General features: G+C 36.8%; 20 protein-coding genes. 4 read left to right on the top strand and 16 right to left on the bottom strand.

The annotated features are described in order from the left end of the window. Positions 1-6: 6 nt before the first annotated feature. The 14 genes from FIT63_RS03725 to FIT63_RS03660 form a co-directional block, all read right to left on the bottom strand. Positions 7-771 (bottom strand): MBL fold metallo-hydrolase, encoded by a 765-nt coding sequence (locus FIT63_RS03725; RefSeq protein WP_140007153.1) that lies wholly within the window; start codon positions 769-771, stop codon positions 7-9. Then, positions 762-1,544 (bottom strand): TatD family hydrolase, encoded by a 783-nt coding sequence (locus FIT63_RS03720; RefSeq protein ID WP_140006615.1) that lies wholly within the window; start codon positions 1,542-1,544, stop codon positions 762-764. Before FIT63_RS03720 ends, FIT63_RS03725 begins: the two co-directional genes overlap by 10 nt. After that, the gene (gene holB, locus FIT63_RS03715) at positions 1,541-2,533 is read right to left on the bottom strand and encodes a DNA polymerase III subunit delta' (RefSeq protein WP_140006614.1); all 993 of its coding nucleotides are present in this window, start codon (positions 2,531-2,533) and stop codon (positions 1,541-1,543) included. The genes FIT63_RS03720 and holB overlap by 4 nt, the downstream gene beginning before the upstream one ends. Next, positions 2,530-3,138: a dTMP kinase gene (gene tmk, locus FIT63_RS03710; protein WP_420886448.1), complete on the bottom strand. Its 609-nt coding sequence runs from the start codon at positions 3,136-3,138 to the stop codon at positions 2,530-2,532. Before tmk ends, holB begins: the two co-directional genes overlap by 4 nt. Positions 3,139-3,140: 2 nt before the next feature. Beyond that, complete coding sequence (gene mltG, locus FIT63_RS03705; RefSeq protein WP_140006612.1) at positions 3,141-4,121, bottom strand: endolytic transglycosylase MltG; 981 nt, start codon at positions 4,119-4,121, stop codon at positions 3,141-3,143. Further along, a complete protein-coding gene (pabC, locus tag FIT63_RS03700) occupies positions 4,118-4,933 on the bottom strand; it encodes an aminodeoxychorismate lyase (protein WP_189342251.1) in 816 nt (271 codons plus the stop codon). The genes mltG and pabC overlap by 4 nt, the downstream gene beginning before the upstream one ends. Before the next feature lie 63 nt (positions 4,934-4,996). Continuing rightward, on the bottom strand, positions 4,997-6,229 hold the full coding sequence (gene fabF / locus FIT63_RS03695; protein WP_140006610.1) for a beta-ketoacyl-ACP synthase II: 1,233 nt from the start codon (positions 6,227-6,229) through the stop codon (positions 4,997-4,999). 50 nt (positions 6,230-6,279) lie between these two features. Continuing rightward, positions 6,280-6,516, bottom strand: a complete 237-nt coding sequence (gene acpP, locus FIT63_RS03690) for an acyl carrier protein (protein ID WP_028817778.1) — start codon at positions 6,514-6,516, stop codon at positions 6,280-6,282. A 93-nt stretch (positions 6,517-6,609) separates the two neighbouring features. Further along, a complete protein-coding gene (fabG, locus tag FIT63_RS03685) occupies positions 6,610-7,359 on the bottom strand; it encodes a 3-oxoacyl-ACP reductase FabG (RefSeq protein ID WP_140006609.1) in 750 nt (249 codons plus the stop codon). Positions 7,360-7,377: 18 nt separating this feature from the next. After that, complete coding sequence (gene fabD, locus FIT63_RS03680; RefSeq protein ID WP_140006608.1) at positions 7,378-8,307, bottom strand: ACP S-malonyltransferase; 930 nt, start codon at positions 8,305-8,307, stop codon at positions 7,378-7,380. A 35-nt stretch (positions 8,308-8,342) separates the two neighbouring features. Then, positions 8,343-9,296, bottom strand: a complete 954-nt coding sequence (locus FIT63_RS03675) for a beta-ketoacyl-ACP synthase III (protein WP_140006607.1) — start codon at positions 9,294-9,296, stop codon at positions 8,343-8,345. Further along, a complete protein-coding gene (gene plsX, locus FIT63_RS03670; RefSeq protein ID WP_140006606.1) occupies positions 9,293-10,324 on the bottom strand; it encodes a phosphate acyltransferase PlsX in 1,032 nt (343 codons plus the stop codon). The genes FIT63_RS03675 and plsX overlap by 4 nt, the downstream gene beginning before the upstream one ends. A gap of 57 nt (positions 10,325-10,381) precedes the next feature. Continuing rightward, positions 10,382-10,561 carry a 50S ribosomal protein L32 gene (gene rpmF / locus FIT63_RS03665; protein ID WP_028817942.1) on the bottom strand — a complete coding sequence of 60 codons (180 nt, stop codon included), beginning with the start codon at positions 10,559-10,561 and terminating at the stop codon, positions 10,382-10,384. Between the two features lie 14 nt (positions 10,562-10,575). Then, positions 10,576-11,067 carry a YceD family protein gene (locus FIT63_RS03660; protein WP_140006605.1) on the bottom strand — a complete coding sequence of 164 codons (492 nt, stop codon included), beginning with the start codon at positions 11,065-11,067 and terminating at the stop codon, positions 10,576-10,578. A gap of 111 nt (positions 11,068-11,178) precedes the next feature. Here FIT63_RS03660 and FIT63_RS03655 point away from each other — a divergent pair, with 111 nt between their 5' ends. The 4 genes from FIT63_RS03655 to FIT63_RS03640 are packed head-to-tail and all read left to right on the top strand — an operon-like array spanning position 11,179 to position 15,752. Beyond that, positions 11,179-12,597: an acetyl-CoA carboxylase biotin carboxylase subunit gene (locus tag FIT63_RS03655; protein ID WP_140006604.1), complete on the top strand. Its 1,419-nt coding sequence runs from the start codon at positions 11,179-11,181 to the stop codon at positions 12,595-12,597. Positions 12,598-12,603: 6 nt separating this feature from the next. Then, positions 12,604-14,445 carry a sodium-extruding oxaloacetate decarboxylase subunit alpha gene (oadA, locus tag FIT63_RS03650; RefSeq protein ID WP_140006603.1) on the top strand — a complete coding sequence of 614 codons (1,842 nt, stop codon included), beginning with the start codon at positions 12,604-12,606 and terminating at the stop codon, positions 14,443-14,445. A gap of 12 nt (positions 14,446-14,457) precedes the next feature. Continuing rightward, the gene (locus FIT63_RS03645) at positions 14,458-15,033 is read left to right on the top strand and encodes a Maf family protein (RefSeq protein WP_140006602.1); all 576 of its coding nucleotides are present in this window, start codon (positions 14,458-14,460) and stop codon (positions 15,031-15,033) included. After that, positions 15,033-15,752 carry an SAM-dependent methyltransferase gene (locus FIT63_RS03640; protein WP_140006601.1) on the top strand — a complete coding sequence of 240 codons (720 nt, stop codon included), beginning with the start codon at positions 15,033-15,035 and terminating at the stop codon, positions 15,750-15,752. Before FIT63_RS03645 ends, FIT63_RS03640 begins: the two co-directional genes overlap by 1 nt. On the opposite strand, the gene rnhB is transcribed toward FIT63_RS03640, so the two are convergent. Further along, a complete protein-coding gene (gene rnhB / locus FIT63_RS03635) occupies positions 15,738-16,316 on the bottom strand; it encodes a ribonuclease HII (protein ID WP_140006600.1) in 579 nt (192 codons plus the stop codon). The two genes, FIT63_RS03640 and rnhB, sit on opposite strands and share 15 nt — an antisense overlap. Then, positions 16,317-17,453 (bottom strand): lipid-A-disaccharide synthase, encoded by a 1,137-nt coding sequence (lpxB, locus tag FIT63_RS03630; protein ID WP_140006599.1) that lies wholly within the window; start codon positions 17,451-17,453, stop codon positions 16,317-16,319. It lies immediately after the preceding gene.

The following is a 17,453-nucleotide window of genomic DNA, read 5'->3' as shown; positions in this document are numbered from 1 at the left end:
TAACCTTTAATTGATGGTGATTTTAAGCCCGTCGTACCCTACATCGATATGATCAGGTAATTCTTTCTTTAATGACTCATATTCTAAATCATGTGTCATATGAATCAAATATGTTTTCTTGGCTTTTATTTGATTGGCAAACATCAAACTCTGTTCAAGATTGATATGTGTGTGATGTTCTTTTATGCGCAAACAGTCCAGTAATAAGATATCTAGACCCTCTAAAAGTTTCATTGAATTTTCAGGGATATGAGATACGTCAGTCAGATAAGCTAAGTTACCTATCCGATAACCATATATTTCTAATTTTCCATGCATAACAGGAATGGGTACAACAAGTTCGTTAAAAAGACTGAATGCTTCTTTAATGGGTATAGCTTTTAATACCGGCATTTCCCAAAAACCCTTTGGCTCACTTAAAGCATAACCAAATTTTAAGGCAATATGGTCAAGTGCTTCTTTCTTTCCGTAAATAGGTATTTGTATCTTATGCATCTGACAAAAAGCTCTCAAATCATCAATACCATGAAGATGATCAGCGTGCGTATGTGTATAAAGTACTGCATCAACTCTAGAAATAGATTCTCTTAATGATTGAAAGCGTAAGTCTGGGCTCGTATCAATAAGAATATGCTCTCCTGTTCCCAATTTAATAAGTGAAGAGCAGCGCGTACGTTTATTTTTTGGATTGGTTGACATGCAAGTCTGGCAATTACAGCCAACAACAGGCGTCCCTGCGCTAGAACCGGCACCAAGAATAGTTAATTCGATGGGCTGCATTTTGAAAAAAGCCTGAAGAAATTATTTGTAGTGACTTGACCTACCTCTTCTACTGAAATATTTTTTAATTTGGCTATTTCTTCTGCCACATAAATAACATTAGATGGATCATTCATTTTTCCTCGATAAGGCACAGGTGCTAGATAAGGCGAATCAGTCTCGATAAGGATGCGATCAAGAGGAATGGATTTCACAACCTCCTTAAGTTCGGTCGCATTTTTGAATGTCACAATACCTGAAAATGAAATATAAAAATTTAGCTTAATGGCTTCTAAAGCCACATCAAGAGACTCGGTGAAGCAGTGCATCACACCCCCTACTTTATCAGCACCCTCTTCTCGCATAATTTTTAAGGTATCTTCTGCCGCGTTTCGTGTGTGAATAATAAGGGGTAGATTTGATTGAACGGCTGCTTTGATGTGCGTTCTAAAACGATCTCTTTGCCAAGTAAGGTCACCTTGAACCCTAAAATAATCTAATCCAGTTTCACCAATAGCTACCACTTTTTTTTCTTTGGCAAAATGGCATAACTCTTCAATAGTAGGCTCTTGAATATTCTCGTAATCGGGGTGCACACCCACAGAGGCAAAAATATGTGGGTATGTATTTGCCATCTTATAAATATCTGGAAATTTATCTAAGGTGACACTCACACATAAGGCATGTGTGACCTTATTTGATGACATTTTAGAAAAAATAGCATCTATATTTTGATAGAGCTCTGGAAAATTAATATGGCAGTGAGAGTCTACAAAACTTGTCATGATGGCTCAAAAATTTGTTTATATTTAACAAAAATATTTTGCAATTGTAGTTCTTGATTTACAGGGTGTGATGCAATCTTTTTTAATTCATTTAATTCGCTAGCAAATAAGAGCAAAGTATTTAAATTAAGCTGCTTTGTTTGCGAGAAGATCTGCGCTTCTTGCCCTTTAAAATAGTGGCTTTGCTGCGTATGAAAACTAAGCAATAAATCAAAAATCCATTTTTGAACTATATTTAGTGTCCAATCCAGCCCTTGGGTCAGAATCGCATAATTAATTTTGGTGAAATCAATTTTATGACCCTGGGATAGGAGCTGTGTAATAACATCTCTCTCTGATTGATTTTCTAATTCTTTAATAGCGTTAAATGGTGAACCACCTGTAAATGAGAGCAAACTTTCTTCATGAACTATTTCTTGTCTATCTAAAAATAGTTTAGCCTCATCAAATGAGGGACCTCGAAGTTCTAGCAATTGGCATCGACTTCGAATAGTAGCAATTAACTTTTGTGTTTGGCTCGTTACGAGAATAAACAGAGTATTTTCTGGTGGCTCTTCCAAAATTTTAAGGAGCGCATTTGATGCAGCCTGATTAAGTGAATCTGCTGGTTCAATTAGGACAATGCGCCTCCCTTTTTCTTGGTGAGCTGAAAGCTCCAGATATTCTGAAAGCTCACGAATTTGATGAATAGCAATATTTTTTTTGCGAACAGTTTTTCTTTTTGAAGACTCATCATCATCGCTTTCGATAGGCGCAATATGTTTAAAGTCTGGATGTGAATCTGGAAACCATTTGCAGCTTGAGCATGCCTCACAAGGCAAATGATTGGAGAGCGCGTTTTGACACAAATAAGACTTTGCAAATGTGATCGCAAAATCATACTTTCCGATCCCTTCCTTGCCCTTAAAAATTAAAGCATGAGGTAATTTTTCATTCTTATGAATGGCAATCCAAGCATCTTTAAACCATGGGTAAATGGAATCCATCATAAGATAGTTTTTATTGCCTCAATGACATCGTGAGAGACGGTTTCAATAGGTTGATTAGCATTAATAATTTTATAGCGATTAGGATGCTGTCTTGCAAGGTCTAAGTAAACATTTCTAAGTCGATTAAAAAAAGCTTCACTTTCCTTTTCAAATTTATCAGGTGTTCTATTCTTTTTTAAGCGATCAATACTTATTTCAACAGGCAAATCAAATAGCAATGTAAGGTCAGCCTTAAGGTCAGGATGAACCCATGCTTCTAGTGTTTGAATTTTAGAGTACGCCACTTGTTTTCCACCATATTGATACGCATAAGTTGCATCAGTAAATCGATCAGACACTACAAATATACCTTCATCAAGATTTGGTTTGATAATTTCTGCGATATGTTGTCTTCTAGCTGCGAACATAAGAAGTGTTTCTGTTTCTGGATCCATTTCATCATGAAGAAGCAATTCTCTCAACTTTTCTCCAAGTTTTGTCCCGCCAGGCTCTCTTGTTCTTTTTACTGAAATATTTTGCGACTCAAGGAAGGAGATAACTTCATCAATATGTGTGCTTTTTCCTGCACCATCTACACCTTCAAACGTAATAAATTTACCTTTAATTGTCATTTGATTTGATACTTTCTAACAGCGCTATTATGTTCACTTAAATTGGCAGAGAAATAATGGGTACCATCACCCTTCCCTACAAAATAAAGTGCTTCTGTTTTGGTAGGATGCAGTGCGGCTCGAATAGAAATTAAACCTGGCATAGTAATAGGGGCTGGAGGTAATCCTTCTCTTGTATATGTATTATAGGGCGTGTCGGTAAGTAAATCTTTTTTTGTAAGATCCCCAGTAAATTTCTTACCAAGTCCATAAATGACCGTGGGGTCGCTTTGAAGCTTCATCTTGATACTTAATCGATGAATAAATACGCCTGAAATAAGATTGGCCTCTATAGATTTTCCCGTTTCTTTTTCAATAATAGATGCCATCGTCAGAGCTTCATAGCTATTTTTATAGGGAACCTCTTCTGCTCGACGGGCCCATTCATAATTCAATTTTTTTTGCATGGCTTTATAAGCTCTTTTTAAAATCTCAATGTCTGAAGTATTTCTACTAAAATAATAAGTATCAGGAAAGAATTGCCCTTCAACCGATTCGTATGGAATACCAATCGCAGAAGCAATAGCTTTTGTATCATAAGACTTCATTGTTTTTTTAATATTATCGTTAGCTTTTATTTTATCTAACATCGAATTAAAGTCTTGTCCTTCAATAAACGTAATTGATCCTTCTGTTGCTCTCCCCTCTACAAATGATTTTAGCAACTGGTAAGGAGTAATATTTGGATTAAGATTGTAATTACCCGGCCTTAGCTTTGTAGATTGACCCAAAGCTTTAGAAAGTAGAATAAACCGCCATGGCTCATTAAGTATTTTTTCATCAACGAGTTGAAAGGCTATCGCTTTAAGACTGCTCCCAGGTTCAATTTCTATGGCTAAATCTGACTTATTGATATGAAGCGGTGTTGCCAAAAAATGAATAATCCAGGCCAATAAAGGTATGAAAATAATCATTAATCGAATAAGCCATTTTTTCATGTATTTAAATTCTCGAGTAATTGATTAAATAGTGAGGCTGATTCTTGATGTGGCCAAGATCTATTTTTAATTTTTTTAACCTGCAAGACACCAAACAAGCTATTTGTTATAAGGACCTCGTCAGCCTCTAAAAGTTTATTTAAATTAAATGTAACTTCTTTTACTTTAAAACCTAACTGATCTGAAACTAGAATGAATAATTCTCTTGTGACACCCTTGATGCCAACATGGCTAATTTTTGGGGTATAAATAATTTTACCGACGCGCATAAAGATATTGCTTGAAATACATTCAATGACATGCCCATCGTGATCAAGGAGAATACCATCGGCATACTGATTACTAGACCACTCCTGCCTTGCCACAATATTCTCTAATCTATTTAGATGTTTAACACCAGAAAGAATAGAGAGATTAAGTTTATGCTTGCAGACGAAGAGATTGACGCCAGACTTAAAACTTGCCTTTGGGTAGCTTGGCATTTTAGTTTTAATTAGAAAACGGTTGTGTAGGATGTCCTTATTGAATTTATAACCTCGCTCACTAATGCCTCTCGAGATAATAATTTTCCCTACTGCTTTTTTATTAGTTTTAAATAAAAAATGAATATCCGAAAGTAATTCTTTTTCTTTTGGGGGTGTAATTTTAATCGCAAGACAATCTTCAACTATTTTTTTATAGTGATATTTCCAGTGGCGAGGTTTTTTGTTCTCAACTACGAAAGTTCTAAAAATACCATCGCCATATTGAAACGCACGATCAAAGGGACTTATATTCTTACATTTACCGTTAATGAGAAATTGTTTTGACAAGTTAAACGGCCAGTTGTGAATTAATTAATGAGTTCATTTTGGATTAAACCCATTGATAACAATCTATATCCTTTTAAATACAAGGCTTCCGTTAGTGCCGCCAAAGCCGAAGTTATTTTTGAGTGCAACCTCAATTTTCATTGATCTTGCTTCATTGGCGCAATAATCAAGATCACATTCAGGATCTTGGTTAAAAATATTAATAGTGGGTGGCGAAATCTGATTGTGAATAGCTAGCACAGTGAATACAGATTCAATACCGCCTGCCCCGCCTAATAAATGGCCTGTCATTGACTTTGTAGAATTGACAACAAGGTTTTTTGCGTAATTTCCAAATGAAGCTTTAATAGCATTAGTTTCGTTCAGGTCGCCAAGAGGTGTCGAAGTGCCATGTGCATTAATGTATTGCACATTATCTGTATTCACATGTGCATTTTTCAATGCATTCATAATAGAGCGTCTTGGTCCGTCCATATTGGGTGCGGTAATATGATACGCATCAGCACTCATGCCATAGCCTGAAAGCTCTGCGTAAATTTTAGCGCCTCTTTGTTTTGCATGCTCATATTCCTCTAGCACCATTACTCCCGCGCCTTCGCCAATAACAAAACCATCGCGATCCTTGTCCCATGGACGACTTGCTGTTTTTGGATCATCATTGCGAGATGAGAGTGCTTTAGCTGAAGAAAATCCAGCAACTGATAGTTCGGTAATAGCAGACTCTGAACCACCAGCCAACATCACATCTGCGTCGCCATATTCAATCATGCGTGCTGCATCACCTATCGAATGAGTTCCTGTTGTACATGCAGTCACAATAGATACATTAGGGCCTTTTAAATTAAGCATAATAGAAAGATTACCGGAGATCATATTGATAATCGTGCCTGGAATAAAAAATGGCGACACCTTTCGGACACCGCCTTCATCAAACACTTCACCGGTAGCTTCAATCAAATTAATGCCCCCAATACCAGACCCAACTGAAACGCCAATGCGCTCACTATTGCTGTCATTAACTTCAATCCCAGAATCTTTAAATGCTTCTATGCCTGCTGCGATACCGAATTGAATAAAGGTATCCATACGTCTTGCATCTTTAGGAGGAATGTACGCAAGCGGGTCGAAATTTTTGACCTCACCTGCAACTTGCGAAGGAAACGATGAGCAGTCAAACTTGGTAATTTTACCTATGCCCGATTGACCATTAATGATATTAGTCCAAGATTCTGCTACCCCTATACCAACAGGAGTAATCAAACCTAAACCGGTGACTACAACTCTTCTCTTCGACATGGATTAACCCAGCCCTTTCAATATTTAGAAAAGGTTAGATAACATAAGAATTATTTTAGATTTTTGTTGATGTAATCAACAGCTTGCTGAACAGTGGTAATCTTTTCAGCTTCTTCGTCAGGAATTTCACAATCAAACTCTTCTTCTAAAGCCATTACGAGCTCAACTGTATCAAGTGAATCAGCACCTAAATCATCTACAAATGATGATGTATTTTTTACATCAGCTTCTTTAGTGCCAAGTTGTTCTGCAACAATTTTTTTTACACGTTGTTCGATGTCAGACATCTAAAATACCCCTTTATTTATGAAATGACTCAAAAGTCATGTGTTATTTTATCAAATCTTGTTAAGAATTTTGTAATAAAGTAAAAAAATAACTTAAATCATTAGCATTCCACCATTGACATGAAGTGTCTCACCTGTAATATAAGACGCTTCTTTTGAAGCTAAAAAGCATACCGCAGCGCCAATATCCTCAGGACTTCCAAGCCGTCCCAATGGCACATGATCGAGAAGTTGCTTTTTATGTTCTTCAGACAATCCTTTTGTCATATCTGTATCGATAAAACCAGGCGCAACACAATTAACAGTTATACCTCGACTACCAATTTCTTTAGCTAAGGATTTTGTGAATCCAGTCACACCAGCTTTTGCGGCAGCATAATTTGTTTGACCTGCATTACCCATATGACCTACTACAGAAGTGATATTAATAATTCTACCGTAGCGACTTTTCATCATGCTGCGAATAAGGGCCTGACTCATACGGAAAATAGATTTTAAATTAGTTGACATGACATCATCCCATTCTTCTTCTTTCATGCGCATGAGTAACATGTCTTTCGTAATGCCGGCGTTATTCACAAGAATTGAAATATCCCCATGCTCTTTAATAATGCCATCTACCGTTTGTAAGATAGCTTCATTATTATTTACATCTAATTTAATACCCTTACCTAAAATATTTTGCTCTTTAAGGAATGTTGAAATTTTTTGAGCGCCATCTTCTGTTGTTGCTGTGCCAATCACGTAGGCTTTTTGTTTTCCTAAACTTAAAGCAATTGATTGCCCGATACCTCGGCTAGCGCCTGTAACAAGTGCAACTTGATTTTCAAGATTAATAAACATAATTTTCCCTAGATAGTTTTACTGTATTAGTGCTTTAAATTCATCTATAGCACCTTCATTGATAAGAGCAGCGCCTTTTAATTCAGCCGAAATACGCTTGGTAAGACCTGTAAGCACCTTACCTGGGCCACATTCTGCTATATCACTAATTTTATTCAACGCTATTTTTTCTATAGTATCAACCCATCTTACTGGATGACAGAGTTGTTTTGAAAGTGCGCCTTTAATTTCGTTTGCATCATGATGTTCCATCACATCCACATTATGAATGACAGGAATATTTGGCTTTTTAATTGTAATATTGGTTAAATATTCTTTTAATTCTTCAGAAGCTTTCTGCATAAGAGAGCAGTGAGAAGGAACGCTCACGGGAAGGAGAATAGCTCGCTTAGCACCTTTTGTTTTTGCTATTTCAATAGCCCGCGCTACTGCTAAAATATTACCAGCAATCACGACCTGCCCTGGTGAGTTAAAATTGACTGCTTCGACCACTTCATTTTCTCGAGCTTCCATGCATGTATCCATAACATCCGAGTCAGGCATACCTAGAATAGCAGCCATAGCCCCCACACCTTCCGGAACAGCTTTTTGCATGATTTCTGCTCTATATTTAACAAGCATTAAAGCATCCTTAAATTCCATCGCATTTGAGGCAACAAGAGCGGTATATTCGCCCAAACTGTGCCCTGCTAGATAATTTGGGAGGCGATCTGTTTTAGATTGCCAGACACGCCATGTCGCTATGCCTGCTGTAAGAAGTATAGGTTGCGTATGAATTGTTTGATGTATTTCTTCATTAGGCTCAGTGGCCATTTTCCAAAAATCAACATTAAGAATTTGAGACGCTTCATTGAAGGTTGATCTAATCAATGAGTGGTCATTAAAATCTGCCATCATGCCGACAGCCTGAGAGCCTTGCCCAGGAAAAATAAAAGAAAAATTAGTCATAATTTACTTGATATATCATTCTTAACTATATGATTTTAATACTTAATTAAAGCAGATCCCCAGGTGAATCCGCCGCCAAAAGCTTCCATCAACAGCGTTTCCCCTCTTTTTATTTTACGCTCACGAATCGCTGTATCAAGAGCCAAGGGTATTGAAGCAGCTGAAGTATTGCCATGCCTGTCGATAGTAACAATGACACGATCCATACTCATATTTAATTTCTTAGCAGTTGCTTCTAAAATTCTAATATTGGCTTGGTGGGGAACAAGCCAATCAATATCTGATTTATCTAATTGATTCATTTCAAGCGTTTCATCCACAATTGAATCTAACGTATTCACTGCTATTTTAAATACTTGGTTACCTTGCATTTCAATAGTGGATTTGCCCTTTTGATGTGATACGCCACTGGGTACATGTAGTAATTTTTCATATGAACCATCTGCATGAATGTGGGTAGATAAGATACCTGGCTGATCTGATGCTTCTAGAATAACAGCACCCCCACCGTCACCCCAAAGAATAGCGTTGCTTCGATCTGAATAGTCTGTAATGCGAGACATGGTGTCAGCACCAATCACTAACACACATTTTGCTGCACCTGTTTTAATGAAATTGTCTGCAACAGATAGTGCATATACAAAACCACTACATACCGCTTGTAAATCAAATGCTGGACATAAAGACAAACCAAGCTTGGTCTGAACGATGCAAGCTGTACTTGGAAATATTTTATCAGGGGTAGTTGTCGCGACAATAATGAGGTCAATTTTATTTGGCTCAATACCAGAAGCTTCAATTGCTTGTTTAGATGCCTCTACCGCCAAATCGCTTGTATATTGATGCGCTGATACAATGTGTCTTTCTTTAATACCTGTTCTTGTTGTAATCCATTCGTCCGTCGTCTCAAACATTTTTTCAAGATCAAGATTACTTAGTATTTTTTCGGGTAGGTAACTTCCTGTCCCTGTGATTTTTGAATAAATCATATATTTTCAGATGATGAAATATTTAAGGGCACTTCTAATTCAAGTTGTTTTTGTATGTTCTCTAATACATTATTTTTTGACTCTTCAATGGCTGTTCGAATAGCATAGAAAAAAGAATAACTATCAGCACCGCCATGGCTTTTAATTACAATACCTTTAAGACCTAAAAAGCTAGCGCCATTGTATCTTCTAGGATCAAGTCTTTTTTTAAATCGATTAAGTACAAGTAAGGAAACAAATGCCATGGATTTTGTAATCCAATTACGTTTAAATTCTTGTGTTAAAAATCGACCCATAAGCTGTGCAATACCTTCAGCAGATTTTAATGCAACATTACCGACAAATCCATCACACACAACCACATCGGTTGTGCCTTTAAAAATATCATTACCTTCAACATTACCATAAAAATTAAGGTGGCTTCGGCGTAGTAATTCACCCGCCTGTTTTACAACCTCATTACCTTTAATATCCTCTGAGCCAATATTAAGAAGTCCTATGGAAGGCTTTGGGTTACCGGTCACAGAACTTACAAGCATGGCACCCATCACCGCAAATTGTAATAAATTCTCAGCCGTACAGTCAGTATTGGCTCCTAAGTCCAGCATGTAAGTGGTGCCTTTTTGACTGGGTAAACTTGATGCAATGGCTGGCCTATCAATGCCTGGTAACATTTTTAATACGTAACGGGCAGTAGCCATAAGGGCGCCCGTATTCCCAGCGCTTACGCAAGCCTGGGCCTTTTCTTCCTTAATTAAATTAATGGCAACACGCATGGAAGAATCTTTTTTATTTTTTAAAGCACTTTGAGGGGATTCATCCATTTCAACCACTTCACTTGCATGCTGAATAGATAAACGGGTATTGGTGTATTTATTTTTTTGGAGCTCTGTTTGAATAAGCTCTTTATCGCCAACTAAAATAATATGAAGTCGATCGTATTTTGATAGCGCATTTATGGAGGCTGGGATAGTGACCGAGGGACCGTGATCGCCGCCCATTGCGTCAACTGCTAGGGTAATTGTCATTTGTTCTCTTAACGTTTAAGAGCAATGAAAGAAATAAATCAGAATAATTACGAAGAATTATTCTGATTTATTCTGAATAACTTTTTTGCCTCTATAGTAGCCTGTAGGGCTTACGTGATGACGTAAATGAACTTCGCCAGTAGTTGGTTCTACAGCAAGTGGTGGATTAGATAAAAAATCGTGAGAACGATGCATTCCACGTTTTGATGGTGATTTTTTATTCTGCTGAACAGCCATAGCAACTCCTAAATTTAATTTTTATATAATTTTTGTTTTAAATCAGCAAACGGATGAGTGTGATCTAACACGCCATCAGTTTTTTTATAGCGACACTTATCATTTTCATGTTTTGGCGCACCAGGCATGGAAAGTAAGATTTCGTCTTCAATAAGACTTAAAACATCCATCTTTGCACTGCCTTCAATTAAGTCGTAATCCGCATGATCGTCAACTTGAAAATCAGTTAACTGCGTTTTTTCTTTAATTAAAAATCCTGATTTTAAAAAAATCGTATGCTCTAATTTTTCTGAACATCTTTGGCAAATTAAATCTAATTTACCTTCAATGGATAGCTCTAAACAAGCTTCTCTATGTTTATTTTCAAAGCCTCTTAAAACAAAAGTAATCGAGTCTTCGAGATTTAAGCATAAATCTTGCAATCGCTTAAAATCAGAGAGGCGAATTATATCACGAATTTCTCTCGATTTTCTTGAAAAATCAATATTGTCTATATGCTGTTCCATCAATAGATTTCGGGTTAAAAGACATCATTATTATATAAGAAATGACATGCTATAATTTTCTTAAATTAAACCTAATTTAGTGATTTTTCGCTAAAAACCTGAGGCTTTTCATTGTTTAAAAAAATACTCATAGCGAACCGTGGTGAAATAGCGGTAAGGCTTATTCGTGCCTGTTCTGAGCTCGATATCACGTCTGTAGCCATTTATTCAGATGCTGACCGCCATGCACTTCACGTCAAAAAAGCTGATGAATCTTACAACGTAGGCGCAGACCCTCTTGCCGGCTATTTAAACGCGCATAATATTGTGAATATCGCTGTCACTTCCGGATGTGATGCTATTCATCCTGGGTATGGTTTTTTGTCTGAAAATCCCGAATTAGCCGAGATATGCGCAAGACGAGATATCAAATTTATTGGCCCCAATGCCGACATTATTCGTCAAATGGGGGACAAGATCCAAGCCAGAACAGCAATGATTGCAGCCTCAATTCCTGTCATTCCCGGGAGTGAAAGCAATATTGAGAGTCTTGATGAGGCTAAAAAGCTTGCCTCTTCTATCGGCTACCCTATCATGCTTAAAGCGACAAATGGCGGTGGTGGACGAGGTATTAGACGTTGTAATAACGAAAAAGAACTCATTCCTAATTATGATCGAGTGATTTCTGAAGCTACAAAAGCTTTTGGTAAGCCTGAGGTTTTTATTGAGAAATGTATCGTATCGCCTAAGCATATCGAGGTTCAAATTCTGGCTGATAGCTTCGGTAATGTGGTTCATCTTTTTGAAAGGGATTGTTCTATTCAAAGACGTAATCAGAAACTCATTGAAATCGCGCCCTCTCCTCAACTTACGAACGCTCAAAGAAATTATGTGGGTGAGCTTGCAGTGAAAGCTGCCAAAGCTGTTAATTACGAAAATGCGGGCACCGTAGAATTTCTTTTAGATGCTGAAAATAATTTTTACTTTATGGAGATGAATACGCGTCTTCAAGTAGAACATACTATTACTGAATCAATTACCGGTATTGATATTGTTCAAGAACAAATCAGAGTTGCCTTTGGACTCCCATTACAATACAAACAAGAAGAGATTCATTTTCGAGGATTTGCGATTGAATATCGCATTAATGCGGAAGATCCTAAGTATGACTTTATGCCATCCTTTGGGAAAATTACGCGTTATTACGCACCCGGTGGACCCGGCGTTAGAATTGATGCTTCGATATACACAGGCTATGTCATTCCCCCTTATTACGACTCTATGTGCGCAAAACTGACTGTATGGGCATTGAACTGGGAAAGTGTGATCCAACGAGGTAAGAGAGCTCTCAATGATATTGTTGTATTTGGAGTTAAAACAACAATCCCTTATTATTTAGAAATTATGAATAATAAACAGTTTAAAGAAGCAAACTTCAATACAAGTTTTGTGGACGATCATCCAGAGCTTATTAATTATCAAAGTCAATTTCCACCTGAGCTAATGGCTGCAGCTATATCAGCAGCGATTGCAGCTCATGAAGGCATTTAAAGAATTATGAAAAAAATACATATTACCGAATTAGTTTTAAGAGATGGGCATCAATGTCAAATTGCAACAAGACTGCGCACTGAAGATATGCTTCCTATCTGCCCACAACTGGACGCACTTGGCTTTTGGTCAATTGAAGCATGGGGTGGAGCTACATTCGATGCATGTGTAAGATTTTTAAAAGAGGATCCGTGGGAACGTTTAAAACTTTTAAGAAAATTTCTCCCAAATTCTCGGATACAAATGTTACTTCGTGGCCAGAACTTATTAGGTTATCGTCATTATTCAGACGATGTTGTTGAGGCGTTTGTCAAACAATCAGCTAATAATGGTGTCGACGTTTTCAGAATTTTCGATGCCATGAATGATGTCAGAAACCTTACAACATCTATTAAAGCAGTCAAAAAATATAAAAAACATGCAGAGGGTACATTAAGTTATACGACAAGCCCGGTGCATGACATCCCCTATTTCGTGAGTCTTGCAAAAGAAATGGAAAGTTACGGATGTGACACAATAGCCATTAAAGATATGGCAGGTCTTTTAACACCCTCAGCCACTAAAGAGCTTGTGACATCTTTAAAAAAATCTATTTCATTACCTATTCACATCCATTCACACGCAACCTCAGGATTAGCAAGTATTAATCTTTTAACTGCTGTACAAAATGGCGCAGACATTATTGATACATGTAATTCAAGCTTTGCAGAAGGTGCGAGTCATCCGTCGACAGAATCTATGATTGCTGCCTTAGAGGATTTAGGCTACAAAACGGATATTGACATTAAAAAAGTTGAAGAGATTAGCGAGCAGTTAAAGATTGTTAGAAAAAAATATTGGCAATTTGAATCAGATTACACAGGTGTAGATACTCGTGTCTTAAGTAATCAAGTGCCTGGTGGCATGATTTCTAACTTATCTAATCAACTTAAGGAGCAAGGTGCTCTTGATCGTATGAATGAAGTACTCCTTGAAATTCCTAAAGTTCGTGAAGACCTTGGTTATCCTCCTCTAGTGACACCCACCTCTCAGATTGTAGGGACGCAAGCAGTCTTGAATGTTTTAACGGGTGCTCGATATAAATCGATTACTAATGAAGTAAAAAGTTATTTCATGGGTGAATATGGCAAAGCACCTGGCAAAGTAAATCAAAAAATTCAAATGATGGCTATTGGTGAAAAAAAACCACTGACATCTAGACCTGCCGATCTTTTGGAGCCTGAACTTGCAAAGCTAAAAATTGAAGCAGAGCAAATTACAAAATCTGATGAAGATATTTTAACGTACGCTATGTTTCCCGATATTGCCAAGATATTCTTGCAAGAAAGGAATGCGGGCAGTATTAAACCAGAACCCTTACTCCCTAAAGACAATGTATTTTCATCTCCCGAAAAATTTGCACCTAGTGAGTTTAACGTCACACTTCATGGGGAAACATTCAATATTAAATTAACTGGATCAGGTTATACCGGAGAAGCAAGGAGACCCTTCTATGTTTCTGTAGATGGCATTTCTGAAGAAGTTTTAGTGGAAACTTTACATGAAGTTGAAGTTACAAATGGAAAAAAATCTTCAAAAAAACAAGCTCATGATACTTCTAAGATATCAAGGCCTCGACCTAATCACGAGGGCTGCATTACTACAGCCATGCCAGGCACAATCATTGACGTAAAAGTTAAGATTGGTGACAGAGTTGAGGCTGGAGATAGTGTGATTGTAATTGAAGCTATGAAAATGGAGAATGAAATTCAATCCCCTACTTCAGGTATTGTGGTCGCGATTCATATGGTAAAAGGTGAGTCTGTATCACCAGATGAAACGCTGATTGAAATTCAACCTGAATCATAAAGAAACCCATGCATGTTAACGATTGTTTTGGCATCATCATCGCCTTATAGAAGAGAATTACTATCAAGATTTAAATTACCATTTGATGTCTTTAATCCTGATATTGATGAAACACCGCTCATAGATGAAAAAGCAAAAAATATCTCCTTCAGGCTTGCGCGAGAAAAAGCCTTTAAGGTAGCGCCCCATTATGCAAATTCGTTGATCATCGGCTCTGATCAAACTGCAGAATGTCAAAATCAAATTATTGAAAAACCTAACACCCATGAAAATGCCGTAAAACAACTCCATTTTTTAAGTGGAAAAATTGCAACGTTCTATACCTCTCTTTGTTTGTTGAATACAAAGACAGAACAAGTTCAAGAATGTATTGTTGATTTTGAAGTGAAGTACAAAGAACTAAATCAGAAAATTATTGAATCTTATTTGTTGAAAGAACAGCCTTATAATTGTGTAGGAAGTGTTAAATCCGAAGGTCTTGGTATTACACTTCTTGAATATATTAAAGGCGAAGATCCAACAGCACTAATAGGACTTCCTCTCATTAAGCTATCACATATGCTCCAAAATGAAGGTGTGGCATTTTAATGACTGCTAAAAAAATTGGACATTTGTACCTCATTCCTGTTCCAATTGATCAAAACGCTAAAGAATCTGTTCTTTTAGAATGTCATCGAAAAATTGTCGAAGGGCTAGATTATTTTGTTGTGGAAAATGAAAAAACAGCGCGATTTCACTTAGGCGCTCTTAATCTTCATAAGCCGATCAATCAATTGCATTTTGAAGTAATAGATCAAACGAAAACCCAAGAAGACATCACGCGTTATTTAACACCACTTTTAGAAGGTTTCGATATCGGGCTGCTTTCAGAATCAGGTTGTCCAGCAGTAGCTGATCCTGGTTCTAAGATGGTTGCCTTGGCACATCAAAAAAATATTAGGGTCATACCTATGACAGGACCATCATCAATCATTTTAGCGCTTATGGCATCAGGTCTTAATGGGCAGCAATTTAAATTTCATGGCTACCTTCCTTCAGAGAAGGAAGACAGAATAAAAAAAATTATTGCAATTGAAAATGAGTCGAGCAAACATCACGAAACTCAGATTTTTATTGAAACGCCCTACAGAAACCAGCATATTTTTAATGATTTGATTGGTAAACTTCAAGATAAAACAAAACTTTGTATTGCATTAGACATGTCATCGGAAAGTGAATTTATTTTGACGAAAAATATAGCCAATTGGAAAAAAGAAACCACACCAGATTTAAAAAATAAGCCCTGTGTATTTTTACTGCAAGGCTAACATTTCTTTTATAGGTGAGAAACTTTTACGATGATATTCACAAAGACCTTCAGATTTAATCATTGCTATATGTAATTTTGTTGGGTAACCTTTATGCTTTTTGAATTGATAGCCAGGATAAATCTTATCAATCTCTATCATTTTAAGATCTCGTTCTGTTTTTGCAATAATTGAAGCAGCTGAAATCTCAGCAACTTTATCATCACCTTTGACAATCGCCTCACATAGAAAATTTATTTGAGGGCAAAATAACCCATCTACCATGACTTTAATTGAAGTATAGCCATTTAAACCTTCAATGGCTCTTTTCATAGCCAATAATGTAGCTTGGTGGATATTAATTTCATCAATTTCTGACGCGCTACATATACCCACAGACCAAGCTAAAGCATTTTTCTTTATATGTGCTGCAAGTGAATATCTTTTGGTTTCAGATAGTTTTTTTGAGTCACGCAAGCCTTCGGTATCGAAATCAGGGCCCAGAATAACTGCAGCAGCATAAACTGGGCCTGCTAAAGGTCCTCTGCCCGCCTCATCTACGCCACAAATTAAATTTACAAACATTTATTTAATGAATTTTAAAATAATTTTATTTAAGCGGTAAGATGTATTTTGCTTTAGCTGATGGTGGATTTTTGTAAATTGGATTAAAAGATTTTTTCTATAGGGTGCATCTTTTAAGATTTCGATGGCTTTTGAAGTAATATTTTCTGGTGTTGCATCATTTTGCAAAAGTTCAGGTACAAGAAACTTATTAAGAAGAATATTTGGAAGGCTTACATATGGCAAATATCTCATGCGTTTAAGAATTTGCCAGCTGATTGATGACATTTTATAAATGACTATCATAGGCTTTTTATAAAGTGCAGTTTCAAGTGTTGCGGTTCCGGATGCCACAATAACAAGATCAGCTGCATTAATTGCATCTGACGCATGACCAATGAGAAGTTGAATATCTAATTCTGCATGTGTATTTTTAAATAAAGCTCTCGAAAAAATATTATACGTTTCTCTAGTGGGCAGAGGCACTAAAAATTTTACATCCCGGATTTTTTTTGAAAGCTCGATTGCTGAGTCAATAAGAAGTTGCGCATGCCATTTTACTTCCCCTTGCCTGCTCCCAGGCAAAAGTGCTATAACTTTAGTGGCCTTAATAATTTTAAGTTTATTCTGTGCTTTCTTTTTATTTGGGTGAAGTGGGATCATCTCAGCAAGAGGGTGTCCAACAAAAGTCGATTCAATGCGAGCCTTTGCATAAATTTTTTTCTCAAAAGGAAATATTGTCAACATATGATCTATCGATTTTTTAATCTTTCCAAGTCTGTCCCCTCTCCATGCCCATATAGATGGACTGACGTAATGAATAACAGGAATACCTTTTTTCTTTAACTGCCTTTCAATCCAAAAATTAAAGTCGGGGGCATCAACACCAATAAACAAATCAGGTTTTGTATCTAGAATTTTTTTTAAAAGATTTTTTCTTAGTTTTAAAAGGTGAAATAACTTTTTGAAGGCTTCAAAATAACCTCTTACTGAAAGCTCTTCCATCGAGAAATATGAGAAAGCCCCCTCTTTGACCATTTTTGGCCCAGCTACACCTATAAACTTAAGATCGGAACGGCTTACTTTTAAAGACTTGATTAAGTGACTTCCTAGCAAGTCTCCGGAAGATTCTCCGGCAACTATGGCAATCGTTTTCAT

Origin of the sequence: Candidatus Methylopumilus planktonicus, from assembly GCF_006364715.1 — a bacterium.
In the GTDB taxonomy this organism is placed as follows: domain Bacteria; phylum Pseudomonadota; class Gammaproteobacteria; order Burkholderiales; family Methylophilaceae; genus Methylopumilus; species Methylopumilus planktonicus_A.
Note: the sequence above shows the minus strand (reverse complement) of the source record. Positions and strands in the feature narration are given on the sequence as shown.